Here is a 14,522-nt window from a genome sequence, read left to right as displayed (position 1 = left end):
ATGGCGCGTCCGACACGTCCGATCCGTTCCATCACGCTGGGGTTGGCCTGGCGGTTGTTCCTGGCGCAGGCCTTCACCGTGCTGTTTGCAGTTGTTGCGCTGATCCTGACCTGGGGCGACAAAGACACCTGGGGCATGGACATGTTCATGGCCGAAGCCGTGGCCAAGGCCGTGCACAGTGAAGGCGGGCGGTTGGTGCTGGACCAGGCGCGCTGGAACAAGCTCGACGCCGAGGCCGGGGGCAACCTATGGTTCGCGGCGGTCGACGACAAGGGTGTCTGGCTGGAACGCGGCACGATTCCGGCGATCCACGCCCCGCTGCTCGCGCGCCTGCCGACGCTGGGTGCCACCGAACTCGGCTCGCTGGTGCCGCCGTACCTGGACGTGGCGCGGGTCATGATCCGCAAGGAGGACGGACGGCGCATCACGGTGATGGTGGGTGGGGCGCCGAAGGGTGGGTTGCTGGACGGTGCACTGATGGTGCTGCGCCTGATCGGGCTGTGGTTTTTCCTGCCTCTGATCGTGATCACGCTGCTGGTCATGCCAACCGTGATCCACCGCGCGATGCGCGGCGTGCGCCGCTCCGCACAACAGGCCAAGGAGCTGGATATCGGCCAGCCGGGGGCGCGTTTGGATGCGCAGCTCGTGTCGACCGAAGTCGCACCGCTGGTGGAAGCCTTCAACGACGCGATCGACAAAGTGCAGCAGGGGTATGCCGCGCGTGACAAGTTCCTCGCCGATGCCGCGCACGAACTGCGGGTGCCGATTGCAGTGGTGCAGGCGCGCCTGTCGCAGTTGCCGCAGGGCGAGCTGAAGTCGCAGCTGCTGACCGACGTGGCGCGGCTCGGTAACGTTGCCGAGCACCTGCTTGACCTGCAGCGGCTTGATCGCAATGTCGGCGCACTGCAGCGGCTGGATCTGGCGTTGCTGGTGCGCGAAGCGGCCGCCGATCTGGCGCCGCTGGTGGTGGGTGCCGGTTACGGCTTCGAAGTGGATGCACCCGAGATGCCAGTGTGGATCCATGGCGACAGCCTGGCGCTGGGGCGGGTGATCGCCAATCTGGTGCACAACGCCATCGTCCACGGCGGCGGACGCGGCACCATCTGCGTGCGCCTGGATGCACGTGGCCTGCTGGAGGTCAGCGACCAGGGCGCCGGTATTCCGGTGGGCGACCGTGAAGCGATCTTCGAGCCGTTCCATCGTCTGCGCGCAGCGGGTAGCGGCAGTGGCCTGGGCCTGCATCTGGTGAAGGAAATCGTGCAGCATCACGGCGGTTCGGTCAGTGTCGGCGAGGCGGCCGGCGGTGGTGCCAGCTTCCGGGTCAACTTCCACCGCGGCACCGTCCGGCGCTGACAGCCACGCGGGGAAATCCCCGATAGGCAACCTGCCACGTCCCTCGGCAGGCTGCTGGAATGGTTCCCGAACGTTCCGCTCCGGCCCTGTTCGGCCCCGGCTGCGCCGCCGGCCTGGTGCTGGGCGCGCTGGCCTGCGTGCAGATGCCGGCGCTGCTGCCGTTGTGGCTGGGTGCGCCGATGGCCGCTGCCGGCGTCGCGGGCTGGCTGCTGCGCTGGCGCGGCCGCGCGTGGGCTGCAGTCCTGCTCGGCCTGGCATGGGCGACACTGCACGGGCAGTGGGCCCTGCACGGCCAGCTTCCACCCGGTGCGCCGCCGCAGGATGTGCAGGTGCGGGGGCGGGTGGCCGATCTTCCACAGAGAGGACGCGGCTACACGCGTTTCGTGCTGCACGTGGATGAGACCGATGCGCTGCCAGCGCTGCGTGGCAAGCGCCTGCTGGTCACCTGGAACGACCCGTGGCGTGGATCGCCAGCGCACGAGGCGGAGGGCGGGCGCCATGCGGTTCGTGCGGGATCACATTGGCAGTTGTCGTTGCGCGTGCGCGCGCCACGCTCGCGGATCAATCCTGGCGGCTTCGACGGCGAACGCCATGCATTGCTGCGCGGTATTTCCGGCAATGGCACGGTGCGCGACCCCGGCGCTGCGCGTGAGCGCGCGCCTGCGCAGGGCCTGCCGGCCTGGCGCGAGCGCAGCAGTGACGCCATCGCAACGCAGGTGGCACATCCTGCCGCGCGGTTCGTGCAGGCCTTGGCACTGGGCGACACGCGCGGCCTGTCCGATGCCGACTGGGAGCACCTGCGCGCGCTGGGCCTGACCCATCTGGTCGCCATTTCCGGTTTCCACGTAGGCGTGGTGGCTGGCTTTGGCGTACTGCTGTGCCGCGTGTCGTGGTGGCTCTGCCCGGTGCTGGGACGGTTCTGGCCTCGGCCGCAGGCGGCGGCATGGGGCGCGGCGCTGGCCGCAGCCGCCTATGCCGTGGCCGCCGGCGGCGCGCTTCCAACGGTGCGTGCGGCGTTGATGATCGGGCTGGTGGCACTGGCCCGTGCCGGGCGTCGCCCGGTGGGTGCGGGGCAGGGGCTGGCCCTGGCCGCGATGGCGATGCTGCTGCCGGCGCCGTTGTCGGTGCTGTCGGCCGGCTTCTGGCTCAGCTTTGGGGGCGTGCTGTGGCTGCTGTGGTGCCTGCCGCGGGCCGGGCCGGAGGGCGTCGGCGGTGGCCTGCGCGACTTTCTGGCCGCCCAGGGCGTGGCCAGCCTCGGCCTGTTGCCGCTGTGCGTGGCGCTGTTCGGCGGCACCGCGCGCTTGGGGCCGCTGGTCAATCTGCCGATCATTCCGTGGTGGACCCTGCTGGTGGTGCCGTTGTCGCTGCTGGGTACCGGCCTGCACGCGTTGCATGATGGCGCCGGGCGCTGGGCATGGCGCGCCGCCGCTTGGCTGTTCGAGTTCAGCTGGCAGGCCCTGCAGCCACTGGCGTTGCACCCGCAGGCGATGTGGTGGTTGGCCGAGGCGCCGCGCTGGGCGGTGCCGGCGGCATTGGCGGGGGTTTTCTGGTGGCTGCTGCCACGCGGCGCTGGCGGTGGCCTGGCAGGCCTGCTGCTGTGCTTGCCGCTGCTGTGGCCCGCCCGGCATGCACCGGCTGAAGGCGAACTGGAGCTGCTGGTGCACGACGTAGGGCAGGGCACCGCGGTGCTGGTGCGTACGGCGCGGCACGCGCTCTGGTACGACGTGGGGCCGCCGACCGGCGGCGACGGCAACGAACGCATTCTGGTCCCGGCCCTGCGCGCGCTCGGACAGGGGCCGCCCCAACAGGCGATGCTCAGCCATGACCATCTTGATCACACCGGCAGCCTGCCGAGCCTGCGAAGGCAGCTGCCCGGACTGCAGCTGCTGGCGCCACCGGGCAGCACCATCGCCGGCGCCACGCCCTGCCAGCAGGGACTGCGCTGGCAGTGGGACGGGGTTGATTTCCAGGTCCTGCACCCGGCGCCGGGCAGCCGCCAGGCCGAGAATGAAGACAGCTGCGTGCTGCGCGTCGCCAGCCGTCATGGCGTGGTCCTGCTGCCTGGCGATATCGGCCGCCCGGCCGAGCAGGCGTTGCTGAAGGCATACCCGGCAGCGCTGAAGGCGGATGTGGTGCTGGTGCCGCACCATGGCAGCGGTGGCAGTTCCAGTGCGCCGTGGGTCGAGGCCGTGGCGCCACGGCTGGCGGTGGTCTCGGCCGGGCACCGCAACCGCTTCGGGCACCCCCGCCAGGACGTGGTCCAGCGCTGGCTGGCACAAGGGGCCGAGGTGCTGGCCACGGCCGATTCCGGGGCGATCCGCGTATGGCTTGGCGCACAAGGGCTGCAGCTGCGTGAACAGCGCATCCACGCATCCCGGTGGTGGGATGCCGCTGGGCGGGCGCGGTCGGCTGCTATCCTATCGCCGATCGAACAAGCGGCCGTTGGGCCGGAGGGTTGAAACGTGTGGGAACTGGTCAAGGCCGGTGGCTGGCCGATGGTGCCGCTGCTGCTGTTGGGCGTACTGGCTTTGGCGATCATCCTGGAGCGTTTCTGGTCACTGCGACGTACTGAAGTGCTGCCGCCCGGCCTCGGCCAGGAAGTGCGCAACTGGGCGGCACGCGGCAAGCTCGACCCGGCCCACCTGCAGACCCTGCGCGCGAACTCGCCGCTGGGCGCGCTGCTGGCCGCAGCGCTGGAAGCGCGCAACCGTCCGCGAGACCAGATCCGCGAGCGCATCGAAGACACCGGCCGCCACCTGGTGCACCGCATGGAGCGTTTCCTCAACGCGCTGGGCACCATCGCATCGGCCGGGCCGCTGCTGGGCCTGCTGGGCACGGTGATCGGCATGATCCAGATGTTCCTGGGCATCCTCGACCATGGCGTGGGTGATGTGAACCAGCTGGCCGGTGGTATCGGCAAGGCGTTGGTGTGCACCGCCACCGGCATGATCGTCGCCATTCCAGCGCTGATGTTCCACCGCTACTTCAAGGGCCGCATCCACGGTTATGTGGTGGAGATGGAGCAGGAAGCCAGCGCGCTGCTGGATACGCTGGATGGCCGCCCCGGCGTGATGAACCCTGCCGCTGCCACGCGCCCGGCCGGCGCGGCCACTGCGAAGGCCTGATCGATGCGTATCGGCAACGACCGATCCCAGGATGAGCCGCATATCGACCTGGTGCCACTGATCGACGTCATCCTGGTGCTGATCATCTTCTTCGTGGTCACCACCACCTTCGATGCGCGCTCGACACTCCAGGTGGAGCTGCCCACGGCCAGCCAGCAGGCCAGCAATGAGCCGCCGCGTTCGTTGAGCGTGCTGATCAACGCCGAAGGCCGCTACTTCATCAATGACCAGGAAGTGCTGCGCAGCGACGTCGAGTCGGTCAAGCAGACCATCGCGGCCGTTGCCGGCAGCGACCGTACCCAGCCGGTGCTGTTGCGTGCCGATGCCCGCACGCCCTATCAGGCCGTGGTGACCGCGCAGGATGCGCTTGGTCAGCTCGGCTTCCGCCGTATTGCCATTGCAACAGCACCCGAGGTGCGTCCATGAGTTCCAAACACGCGCCGGTGTGGCCGATCTACAAACGCCTGCTGGGATACACCCGGGCCTACTGGGGCCTGATGGTCGCTGCCATCATCGCGATGGCGGTGGAATCGGTGGCCGGCTATCACTTCACCAAGCTGATGGAGCCGCTGGTCAACCGGGGCTTTGTCAATCCCGAACCGAAAATGGCGGTGATCCTGCCGCTGACCATCCTTGGCCTGTTCCTGATGCGCAGCGCCGCCACCTGGGTCAGCGACTACGCGCTGGCCAAGACCGGCCGCAGCGTGGTGCGCGACCTGCGTGAACAGGTGCTGGCCAAGTACCTGCACCTGCCGTCCTCGCATTTCGATACCGAATCGACGCCGGTGATGGTCAGCCGCCTGAACTTCGATACCGAGCAGGTCACCCAGGCCAGCGCCGATGCACTCAAGACCGTGGTTGCCGACACCCTGACCATCATCGCCATGCTGGCGGTGATGCTGCAGATGAGCGTCAAGGTGACCGTGGCCATGCTGGTGGTGGTGCCGATGATCGGCGTGATCGTGTCCTACGTCGGCAAGCGCTACCGGCGCATCAGCCGGGGCATCCAGGACGGCATGGGCACGATGGCGCAGACCGCGGAGCAGTCGCTGGCGGCCCAGCAGGAAGTGAAGGTGCACGGCACCCAGCAGCATGAGATGTCGCGCTATTCACGCCTGGCCAACCGCATGCTTGCGCTGAACATGAAGGTGGAAATCACCCGTGCCGGTGCCTCCAGCGTGGTCCAGTTCCTGGCCGCGCTGGCGCTGGCGGTGATCGTCTGGGTGTCGACCCGCGAAGCACTGGCAGGGCGCCTCAATGCCGGCCAGTTCATGGGCCTGATGATCTCGATGACGGCGATCATCCCGTCGCTGCGCCGACTGACCAGCGTGCAGTCCTCGATCTCCCGCGGTGTGTCCGCCGCCGAGCGCCTGTTCGACATCCTCGACATGCCGGTCGAGCGCGACGAAGGCCGCAACACGGTGCAGCGCGTGCGTGGCGAACTGGCCTTCGAGCACGTCATGCTGCGTTACCGCGAAGACAGTGGCATCGCCCTGGACGACATCAGCTTCGTGGCCAAGCCGGGTACGGTCACCGCCATCGTTGGTCGATCCGGCAGCGGCAAGACCAGCCTGATCCGGCTGGTGCCGCGCTTCTACGAACCCAGCGGCGGGCGTATCACCCTCGACGGGGTGGCACTGGACGACTATCCGCTGGCCGATCTTCGCCGCCAGGTGGCGATGGTCGGGCAGAAGGTCATGCTGTTCGACGACACCATCGGCGCCAACATCGCCTATGGCATGGACGCCACCGATGAACAGATCCGTGCGGCGGCCGAAGCCGCGAATGCCTGGGAGTTCATCGCACGCATGCCGCAGCAGCTGCAGACCCCGGTGGGCGAGAACGGCGCGCTGCTGTCCGGTGGCCAGCGCCAGCGCCTGGCGATCGCCCGTGCGATCCTGCGCGACGCGCCGATCCTGATCCTCGATGAAGCCACCGCAGCACTGGACAACGAATCGGAGCGCCTGGTGCAGGACGCGCTGCAGCGATTGATGCCCGAGCGCACTACGCTGGTCATCGCGCATCGCTTGTCGACCATCGAGCATGCAGACCAGGTGCTGGTGATGGACCACGGTCGCATCGTCGAGCGCGGTACCCACAAGGAGCTGCTCACCATGGGTGGCCTGTACCAGCATCTGCACAGCATGCAGTTCCGCGAAAGGCAGGACTGATGGCCGGCAAGGGTACCCAGACCCCGCCGTACTGGTACGACGGCACCCCGGTTCCGTGGGCGATGCGCCTGCTGGCGCCGCTGTATGCCGGCGTCACCGCGATGCGCCGGCGCGCCTATCGGCGTGGCTGGCGCAAGCGCTACACGCTGCCGGTGCCGGTCATCGTGGTTGGCAACATCACCGCCGGTGGGACTGGCAAGACGCCGCTGACCATCGCGCTGGTGGAGCGCCTGCGTGCCGCCGGTTGGAAGCCGGGCGTGGCCAGTCGTGGCTACGGCCGCGAAGATCCCGACAAGCCGCTGTGGGTCAAGGCCGATACGCCGACAGCCAAGGGTGGCGACGAGCCGGTGCTGATTGCCTGGAAGACCGGCGTGCCTGTGCGCGTGGACAGTGATCGTGTTGCTGCCGGCAAGGCGCTGATCGAGGCCGGTTGCGATGTGATCGTCTGCGACGACGGCCTGCAGCACTACCGGCTGGCACGCGACATCGAGATCGAAGTGGTCGATGCGCAGCGCCGCTACGGCAATGGCCGGATGATTCCGGCCGGGCCGCTGCGCGAGCCGGTCAGCCGCGCCAGCGAATGCGATTTCCGTGTGGTGAATCTCGGTCAGGCCGATGAGGAATCTGCGGCACAGGCCTGTGGCTTCGGCCAATGGCCGATGGCCCTGCACATCGACAGCGCACAACCGCTTGCCGGTGGCCGTGCCCGTCCGCTGTCGTATTTCAAGGGCCAGCGCGTGCATGCCGTGGCCGGTATCGCGCATCCGCAGCGCTTTTTCGACATGCTGCGCGCGCGCGGCATCGGCGTGGTGCCGCATGCCTTCGCCGACCATCAGGCCTATCAGCCGCAGGACCTGTCCTTTGGCAGCCAGCTGCCGGTGCTGATGACTGAAAAGGACGCGGTGAAATGCCGTGCGTTCGGCAATGACTGGCACTACGCTGTCCCGCTGCGCGCCGAGCTGCCTGCCGCGTTCTGGGTGGCGCTGACCGACCGCCTGGACAAGCTGCGACCGAACTGAGTGGCGCAGCGGCGCTTGCATTCATGCGCCGCCGGCCGCATTCCCGTTGTATCGAGCCTGCAGAGTACCGCCCCATGACTGAATTCGTCGTCGCCATCCCGGCCCGCTATGCCGCCTCGCGGCTGCCGGGCAAGCCGCTGCGCCCGCTGGGCGGTGAGCCGCTGGTGCTGCACGTAGCGCGCCGCGCGCTGCAGGCCGGTGCCGGCGAGGTCTGGGTCGCAACCGACGATCAACGCATTGCCGACGCACTGTCCGGCCTGGCCGAAGTGAAGGTGGCGATGACCGCCACCTCGCATGCCTCCGGTACCGACCGCCTGGCCGAGTGCGCGCGCATCGCCGGCTGGGCCGATGACACCGTCGTGGTCAACCTGCAGGGCGACGAGCCGTTCGCACCGGCGGCAGGTATCCGCGCGGTGGCCCAGGCACTGGTTGAAGGCAATGCGCCGATGTCGACCCTCGCCACGACCGTGGAAGACGCACATACCCTGTTCGACCCGAACGTGGTGAAGCTGGTGCGCAATGTGCGCAACGAGGCGATGTACTTCAGCCGCGCCCCGATCGCCTGGCACCGCGATGGCTTTGCACGCAGCCGTGACACGCTGCCGGCCGGTCACAACTGGCTGCGCCACATCGGCATCTACGGCTATCGCGCCGGGTTCCTGCAGCAGTTCGCGGCGATGCCGCCGGGCCAGCTGGAGCAGGTCGAATCGCTGGAACAGCTGCGCGTGCTGGAAGCGGGCTTCCCGATCAGCGTGGCGATCTCGCCGGAGCCGTTCCCGCCGGGCATCGACACGCCCGAGGACCTGGAACGCGCCGAAGCATTGCTGCAGACGCTGGCTGCCCGATGAAGCTGCTGGTCGTCTGCCTCGGCAACATCTGCCGTTCGCCGATGGCCGAAGGTGCGCTGCGCGCCCGCCTGGACGCTTCGCCGCTGGCTGGTCGCGTGCAGGTGGATTCGGCCGGCACCGGCGACTGGCATGTGGGCGAGCCACCGGACCGGCGTGCGATCGCCTGCGCGGCCGGGCACGGCGTGGACATCGGTGGCCTGCGTGCACGCCAGCTGCAGGCCTTGGATTTCGACCGTTTCGACTGGATCCTGTGCGCCGATGAGGCCAACCTGCGCGATGCCGGCCGCCTCGCTACGCCACCCCAGCGCGAGCGGCTGGCGCTGTACCTGCCGTGGACCGGCGGGCAGGGCAGGGGGGCGATCCCGGACCCGTACACCGGTGGCAGGGAGCATTTCGAACAGGTCTGGACATTGGTCGACGATGCTGCAAAACGTGCCGTGGCACGACTGTTGCATGACGCCGACTCCGGCATAATCGGGCCATGAACGTCCAGCCCGTCCCGGACCTGCCCGAATTCGCCACCTGGCTCAATGCCACCCCCTGCACCCTGACCGAACTGCGCGGTCGGCCGGTGGCGCTGTTGTTTGTCAACGCCGCCTCCGCCTGGAGCGCGCAACGCCTGGCCGAGTTCGGCCAATGGCTGTCGCGCCACCCTGGCAAGCTGCAGCCGCTGGTGCTGCAGGTGCCTCGCTTCGATTTCGAACGCGACGCCGGTGCCGCACTGAAGCTGTTGCGTCGCCAGGGCCTGACGATGCCGGTCCTGCTCGATGCCGACTGGGATGGCTGGCGCCGTTTCGGCATCACCGCCTGGCCGACCCTGGTGCTGCTGGATGCGCAGGGCCGCGAACAGCAACGGCTGGTCGGGCAGGGTGCACCCGGTGAGCTGGAGCGTGCCTTGAACGCGCTGTGCGAAGGCGCACCGTCGGCGCCGCCGCGTGGCGGCAGCGAACTGCACCCGGAACCCCGCCAGGCGCTGCGCTTCCCGCTGGGCCTGGCAGTCAGTACCGAACGCCTGTACATCGCCGACAGCGGCCATCACCGCATCCTCGAATGCAGCCATGGTGGCCGCATCCTTCGCCAGTTCGGGCTGGGCACCGCCGATTTCATGGACGGCAACCTCGCCGAAGCCGCGTTCCACCGCCCGCAGGCGCTGGTGCTGGAGCGCGATTCGCTGTACGTCGCCGACACCGGCAACCACGCGGTGCGCCGCATCAACCTGCTGACCGGCATCGTCGACACGCTGTGCGGCAACGGCCGTCCCGGCGCACCGGTGGAAGGCCCGGTCGCGCAGGCGCGGCAGGTTGCGCTGGACCATCCTGTCGGCCTGGCCATTGCCGACAACCAGCTGCACATCGCTATGGCCGGCGACAACCGCATCTGGAGCTACCACCTGGGCCAGCGCAGCCTGCAATGGCGCGCGGGCAGTGGTTCCATCGACGAGCGTGATGGCAGCGGGCATCTGGCCGCCTTCGCCCAGCCCACCGCGTTGGCCGTGGTGCAGCAGGTGCTGTACGTGGCCGATGCGCTGGGTTCCTCGATCCGCGCGCTGCAGTTGCGCGGCGATCTGGTGCAGACCCTGGTCGGGCAGGGGCCCTGGCGCTTCGGCAGTGAAGACGGTCCCCGCGCCCAAGCCAGCCTGCAGTTCCCGCAGGCCATCGCGCTCAGCCCGGATGCGCCGCTGTTGTGGATTGCCGATACCGGTAACGGCCGCCTGCGCACGCTGCGCCTGGGCGGTGGCGAACTGACTACCCAGCCGCTGCCACGACGCCTGCATGGCCCGGCGGGGTTGGCGGTAGGCGCCGGTGCGGTGTGGATTTCCGAGACCGACGCCCATGCCGTGCTGCGATTCGACCCGGACAGCGGCGTGCTCAGCGAAGTCCCGATCAGCGAATGACAGACGTTCCCGCCCCGGCCTTCGACGGCAAGGCCTTCGCGGCCCAGCTCAGTACCGCCCCCGGCGTGTACCGCATGTACGCCGCCGACGACACCCTACTGTACGTGGGCAAGGCCCGCGCGCTGCGCAACCGTGTCGGCAGCTATTTCAACGGCAGTCCGAAGAACGCGCGGATCATGTCGATGATCTCGCAGATCACGCGCATGGACGTGACCGTGACGCGCTCGGAAGCCGAGGCGCTGCTGCTGGAAAACCAGCTGATCAAGTCGCTGTCGCCGCGTTACAACGTCTCGCTGCGCGACGACAAGACCTATCCGCATGTGCTGCTGACCCGCGAGGACTGGCCGCGCATCGCGCTGCATCGCGGCCCGCGTGCCATTCCCGGGCGCTACTTCGGGCCCTATCCCGGCGTCACCGCGGTGCGCGAGACGCTGAACCTGATGCACAAGCTGTTCAAGCTGCGCAGCTGCGAGGACAGTGTGTTCCGCAACCGCTCGCGGCCGTGCCTGCAGTACCAGATCGGTCGCTGCAGCGCGCCCTGCGTGGAGCTGGTGCCGGCGCCGGACTACGCCGAATCGGTGCGTCGCGCCGCACTGTTCCTGGAAGGCAAGAGCGACGAGCTGACCCGCGAACTGGGCGAGCAGATGCAGGCCGCCAGCGAGGCACTGGAGTTCGAGCAGGCCGCGCGCCTGCGCGACCTGATTTCTTCACTGCGCAGCATGCAGACCCGCCAGTACGTCGATGGCCGCGCCGCTGACCTGGACGTGCTGGCGGTGGCCATGCAGGGCTCGCAGGCCTGCGTGCTGCTGCTGGCCTTCCGCGATGGCCGCAACCTCGGCACCCGCCCGTTCTTCCCGCGCACCAACGGTGAAGAAAGCCCGGAGGAAGTGCTGGCCGCGTTCGTCTCGCAGTACTACATCGAATTCGAGCCGCCGCGCGAGATCCTGCTGGACCGCGAAATCCCGGATGCCGACCTGCTGGTTGCCGCGCTGTCTGCCTCGGCCGAGCGCAAGGTACAGCTGAAGTGGAATGTGCGCGGCGAGCGCGCCGGCTACGTGGAACTGGCCAGCCGCAATGCGCAGCTGACCCTGGCCACCGAGCTCAACAGCCGTAACGCGCAGCACGCGCGCAGCGACGCGCTGCGCGACATGCTTGGCCTGGCCGAGCCGGTCAAGCGTGTGGAATGTTTCGATATCAGCCACACCATGGGTGAGGCCACCGTGGCCTCATGCGTGGTGTTCGACGCCGCCGGTCCGGTGCGCGCGCAGTACCGCCGCTTCAACATCAGCGGCATCGAGCCGGGCGACGACTACGCCGCCATGCGTCAGGCCATCGACCGCCGTTTCCGCCGTGCGGTGGAAGAGCAGGGCGTGCTGCCGGACGTGCTGCTGATCGACGGCGGCGCCGGCCAGCTGGCGCAGGCCCAGGCCGCGCTGGCCGACCTGGGCGTGGAAGGCGTGCTGCTGGTGGGCGTGGCCAAGGGCGTGGAACGCCGCGCCGGCCACGAAGCGCTGGTGATGCCCGATGGCCGCGAGCTGCGCCCGGGCGCGGCCAATCCGGCGCTGCAGTTCATCCAGCAGGTGCGCGATGAGGCGCACCGCTTTGCCATCACCGGCCACCGCGGCCGCCGCCAGAAGGCGCGGATGACCAGCAAGCTGGAGGACATCCCCGGTATCGGGCCGCGCCGCCGCGCCAGCCTGCTCAAGCATTTCGGCGGCCTGGTGGGCCTGAAAGCCGCTGGCGAAGCGGAAATCGCCAAGGTGGAAGGCATCAATGACGCCCTCGCGGCACGTATCTACGCTAACCTGCACGGGTTGGCCACGCCTGATGCGGCCGAGTAGAGAGAGAAGCACGCAAGCATGAAGTTGACCCTGCCCACCTGGCTGACGTTGTTGCGGATCGTGATGATCCCGGTGCTGGTGCTGGTGTTCTACCTGCCCTACACCTGGACCAACTTCGCTTCGGCGGCGATCTTCGGCCTGGCCGCGATCACCGACTGGCTCGATGGCTGGATCGCCCGCCGCTACCAGCTGGAATCGGCCTTCGGCGCCTTCCTCGACCCGGTCGCGGACAAGCTGATGGTGGCGGTGGCGCTGTTCCTGATCGTGCAGGGCCACCCGACGCCGTGGATGGCGTTCTGGGCAGCGGTCATCGTCGGCCGTGAGATTGCGGTGTCGGCGCTGCGCGAGTGGATGGCCGAGCTGGGCCAGCGCGCCAAGGTACGCGTGGCGATGATCGGCAAGATCAAGACCACCGCGCAGATGGTCGCGCTGTTGTGCCTGCTGTATTCGGTGGCGCCGAACGTGCCGGTGGAAGACATCTGGATGGGCTGGCCGGTGTTCCATATCGGCGACTGGACCCTGGCGATTGCCGCCGTGCTGACACTGTGGTCGGGCCTGCAGTACCTGCACGCCGCCTGGCCGAGCCTGCGCGATGATGAGCGCGCCGCGCGCGAGCGGGCGCGGCAGAAGAAGCTGGGCAATTGAGCGCCGGGGTCGGATCCCTTTGCTCAGGAAAGGGCTCTGACCCCAGCGATGCGTTTATCCACGCATGGCGTGGATCTACTGGAAATGCCGCATCCACGGATGATGCGGATCCATCGGTTTGCGCGGATGTTGTAGTAGATCCACGCCATGCGTGGATACGTGGCGCCGGGCACCTCGCAGACCCTGAAAAAAGCGCTTGACGCCATTCTTGGAATAGGTAAAATTTCGCCTCCCAAGCGGGAATAGCTCAGTTGGTAGAGCGCAACCTTGCCAAGGTTGAGGTCGCGAGTTCGAGTCTCGTTTCCCGCTCCAGATTCAAGAAAAACGCTCCCGCAAGGGAGCGTTTTTCGTTTGCGTCCAACGCGCTTCATTGTCACTTCACCGTCGCTCCATCGCCCCACCACATGAAGGTTGGATGCTGCATCCTTCGTTCGAAGGGTGACGCCGCGATGCCTCATCAATCCTCCGCCTACGACCACGACATGATCATCGTCGGCGCCAGTTTCGCCGGTGCCGCCTGCGCGTTGGCCGCTGTCCAATATGGACTGCGCGTCTGCGTGCTCGAACGCAAAGCCGATCCCGGCGAACGCCTGCACACCACCGGCATCGTGGTGAAGGAGGCGATGGAGCAGACCTGGCTGGGGCGCATGCCCGAACATCTGGTGCAGCGGGTTGCCAATGTGCGCCTGTATGCGCCGAACCTGCGCAGCGTGTTGCTGGCCGCGCCGGGCTATTACTTCCTCACCACCGATACGCCGAACCTGATGCGCTGGCTGGCCAGCGAGTTGCGCGCGAATGGTGTCGACCTTCGCCTGCAGCAGTCCTTCACCGACGCCCATCGCAGTGGCGACGGCTGGCAGGTGGAAGGGGCGGGGCGGTGCGCCTACCTGGTCGGCGCCGATGGCGCACGCTCACGCGTTGCCAAGCGCACCGGCCTCGGCCAGGTGCGTGACAACCTCTACGGCGTCGAACGTGAGTTCGCCGGCCTCCAGTTGCCGCAGGGCGACGCACTCCATTGCTTCGTCAGCAAGCACTTTGCACCGGGCTACATCGGCTGGGTCGCACAGAACCCGACCGGGCTGCAGGTCGGCCTGGCACTGCGCCATGACCCGAATCAGGTACGCCCGCCTGATATTGATGGCTTCCTTGAGCACGTGCGCGATGTCGTCGGCATTCCGCCTTCGGGGCGTCCGTCGGCCACCCGCGCAGGCCTGGTGCCCTGCGGTCGGCCGGATGGGCCGATCACTGGTCAACGCGTGATCCTGACCGGCGACGCGGCGGGCATCGTCTCACCACTGTCCGCCGGAGGCATCCATTCCTCGTGGCGGCATGGCTGGACGGTCGGCGAGGCGATTGCCCGCCATCTGCGCGGCCAAGGACCGGACGCCGAACGGGTGGCGCGGCAGGCCGCCCCGGCCTTCCACGGCAAGCGCCTGCTGCGCTGGGCGATGGATCATCTGCAGGCCGACTGGCCGCTCAACGCGCTCCTGCATACGGCGGCCACGCGGCGTATCGCCGAGCAGATCTACTTCCATCGCCGCGGCCTGCGCACGTGAAGGGAGCAGGCAGGGGCCTGAACGCCCCCCTTCACTTCACCTGAAAATTCCTGTTGACGCCGTGCAGCAA

At 68.2% G+C, this 14,522-nt stretch carries 12 protein-coding genes and 1 tRNA gene; all 13 read left to right on the top strand.

Annotation, left to right across the window (positions count from 1 at the left end):
- Positions 1-1,353: a sensor histidine kinase gene (locus tag V3B46_RS04190; protein ID WP_049399928.1), complete on the top strand. Its 1,353-nt coding sequence runs from the start codon at positions 1-3 to the stop codon at positions 1,351-1,353.
- Positions 1,354-1,412: 59 nt separating this feature from the next.
- On the top strand, positions 1,413-3,812 hold the full coding sequence (locus V3B46_RS04185) for a DNA internalization-related competence protein ComEC/Rec2 (protein ID WP_329891203.1): 2,400 nt from the start codon (positions 1,413-1,415) through the stop codon (positions 3,810-3,812).
- A gap of 3 nt (positions 3,813-3,815) precedes the next feature.
- Entirely contained in the window at positions 3,816-4,478 is a 663-nt protein-coding gene (locus V3B46_RS04180; protein ID WP_019337175.1) for a MotA/TolQ/ExbB proton channel family protein, read from the top strand.
- A 3-nt stretch (positions 4,479-4,481) separates the two neighbouring features.
- Positions 4,482-4,904, top strand: coding sequence for an ExbD/TolR family protein (locus V3B46_RS04175; RefSeq protein WP_154263028.1), 423 nt, complete (start codon positions 4,482-4,484; stop codon positions 4,902-4,904).
- Entirely contained in the window at positions 4,901-6,649 is a 1,749-nt protein-coding gene (gene msbA, locus V3B46_RS04170; RefSeq protein WP_329891202.1) for a lipid A export permease/ATP-binding protein MsbA, read from the top strand. The genes V3B46_RS04175 and msbA overlap by 4 nt, the downstream gene beginning before the upstream one ends.
- Positions 6,649-7,668, top strand: coding sequence for a tetraacyldisaccharide 4'-kinase (gene lpxK / locus V3B46_RS04165; RefSeq protein ID WP_154263031.1), 1,020 nt, complete (start codon positions 6,649-6,651; stop codon positions 7,666-7,668). The genes msbA and lpxK overlap by 1 nt, the downstream gene beginning before the upstream one ends.
- 74 nt (positions 7,669-7,742) lie before the next feature.
- Positions 7,743-8,516 carry a 3-deoxy-manno-octulosonate cytidylyltransferase gene (gene kdsB, locus V3B46_RS04160; RefSeq protein WP_121503788.1) on the top strand — a complete coding sequence of 258 codons (774 nt, stop codon included), beginning with the start codon at positions 7,743-7,745 and terminating at the stop codon, positions 8,514-8,516.
- Positions 8,513-9,001 (top strand): low molecular weight protein-tyrosine-phosphatase, encoded by a 489-nt coding sequence (locus V3B46_RS04155; protein ID WP_329891201.1) that lies wholly within the window; start codon positions 8,513-8,515, stop codon positions 8,999-9,001. Before kdsB ends, V3B46_RS04155 begins: the two co-directional genes overlap by 4 nt.
- Positions 8,998-10,410, top strand: coding sequence for a hypothetical protein (locus tag V3B46_RS04150; RefSeq protein ID WP_329891200.1), 1,413 nt, complete (start codon positions 8,998-9,000; stop codon positions 10,408-10,410). Before V3B46_RS04155 ends, V3B46_RS04150 begins: the two co-directional genes overlap by 4 nt.
- Positions 10,407-12,251, top strand: coding sequence for an excinuclease ABC subunit UvrC (gene uvrC / locus V3B46_RS04145; RefSeq protein WP_132809760.1), 1,845 nt, complete (start codon positions 10,407-10,409; stop codon positions 12,249-12,251). The genes V3B46_RS04150 and uvrC overlap by 4 nt, the downstream gene beginning before the upstream one ends.
- Before the next feature lie 18 nt (positions 12,252-12,269).
- Entirely contained in the window at positions 12,270-12,896 is a 627-nt protein-coding gene (gene pgsA / locus V3B46_RS04140) for a CDP-diacylglycerol--glycerol-3-phosphate 3-phosphatidyltransferase (RefSeq protein WP_005412825.1), read from the top strand.
- A 236-nt stretch (positions 12,897-13,132) separates the two neighbouring features.
- A tRNA-Gly gene (locus V3B46_RS04135) sits at positions 13,133-13,208 on the top strand.
- Positions 13,209-13,345: 137 nt separating this feature from the next.
- Positions 13,346-14,452 carry an NAD(P)/FAD-dependent oxidoreductase gene (locus V3B46_RS04130; protein ID WP_329891199.1) on the top strand — a complete coding sequence of 369 codons (1,107 nt, stop codon included), beginning with the start codon at positions 13,346-13,348 and terminating at the stop codon, positions 14,450-14,452.
- The last annotated feature ends 70 nt before the right edge of the window (positions 14,453-14,522 follow it).

Source organism: Stenotrophomonas sp. SMYL11 (genome assembly GCF_036320005.1).
Taxonomy (GTDB): domain Bacteria; phylum Pseudomonadota; class Gammaproteobacteria; order Xanthomonadales; family Xanthomonadaceae; genus Stenotrophomonas; species Stenotrophomonas maltophilia_A.
Note: the sequence above shows the minus strand (reverse complement) of the source record. Positions and strands in the feature narration are given on the sequence as shown.

Bases quoted from the DNA above. Each gene is read 5' to 3' on its own strand.
- V3B46_RS04150 (WP_329891200.1), top strand. From the start codon at position 8,998: ATGAACGTCCAGCCCGTCCCGGACCTGCCCGAATTCGCCACCTGGCTC.
- V3B46_RS04130 (WP_329891199.1), top strand. From the start codon at position 13,346: ATGCCTCATCAATCCTCCGCCTACGACCACGACATGATCATCGTCGGC.
- V3B46_RS04155 (WP_329891201.1), top strand. From the start codon at position 8,513: ATGAAGCTGCTGGTCGTCTGCCTCGGCAACATCTGCCGTTCGCCGATG.
- V3B46_RS04175 (WP_154263028.1), top strand. From the start codon at position 4,482: ATGCGTATCGGCAACGACCGATCCCAGGATGAGCCGCATATCGACCTG.
- V3B46_RS04190 (WP_049399928.1), top strand. From the start codon at position 1: ATGGCGCGTCCGACACGTCCGATCCGTTCCATCACGCTGGGGTTGGCC.
- msbA (WP_329891202.1), top strand. From the start codon at position 4,901: ATGAGTTCCAAACACGCGCCGGTGTGGCCGATCTACAAACGCCTGCTG.
- V3B46_RS04185 (WP_329891203.1), top strand. From the start codon at position 1,413: ATGGTTCCCGAACGTTCCGCTCCGGCCCTGTTCGGCCCCGGCTGCGCC.
- pgsA (WP_005412825.1), top strand. From the start codon at position 12,270: ATGAAGTTGACCCTGCCCACCTGGCTGACGTTGTTGCGGATCGTGATG.
- uvrC (WP_132809760.1), top strand. From the start codon at position 10,407: ATGACAGACGTTCCCGCCCCGGCCTTCGACGGCAAGGCCTTCGCGGCC.
- kdsB (WP_121503788.1), top strand. From the start codon at position 7,743: ATGACTGAATTCGTCGTCGCCATCCCGGCCCGCTATGCCGCCTCGCGG.
- lpxK (WP_154263031.1), top strand. From the start codon at position 6,649: ATGGCCGGCAAGGGTACCCAGACCCCGCCGTACTGGTACGACGGCACC.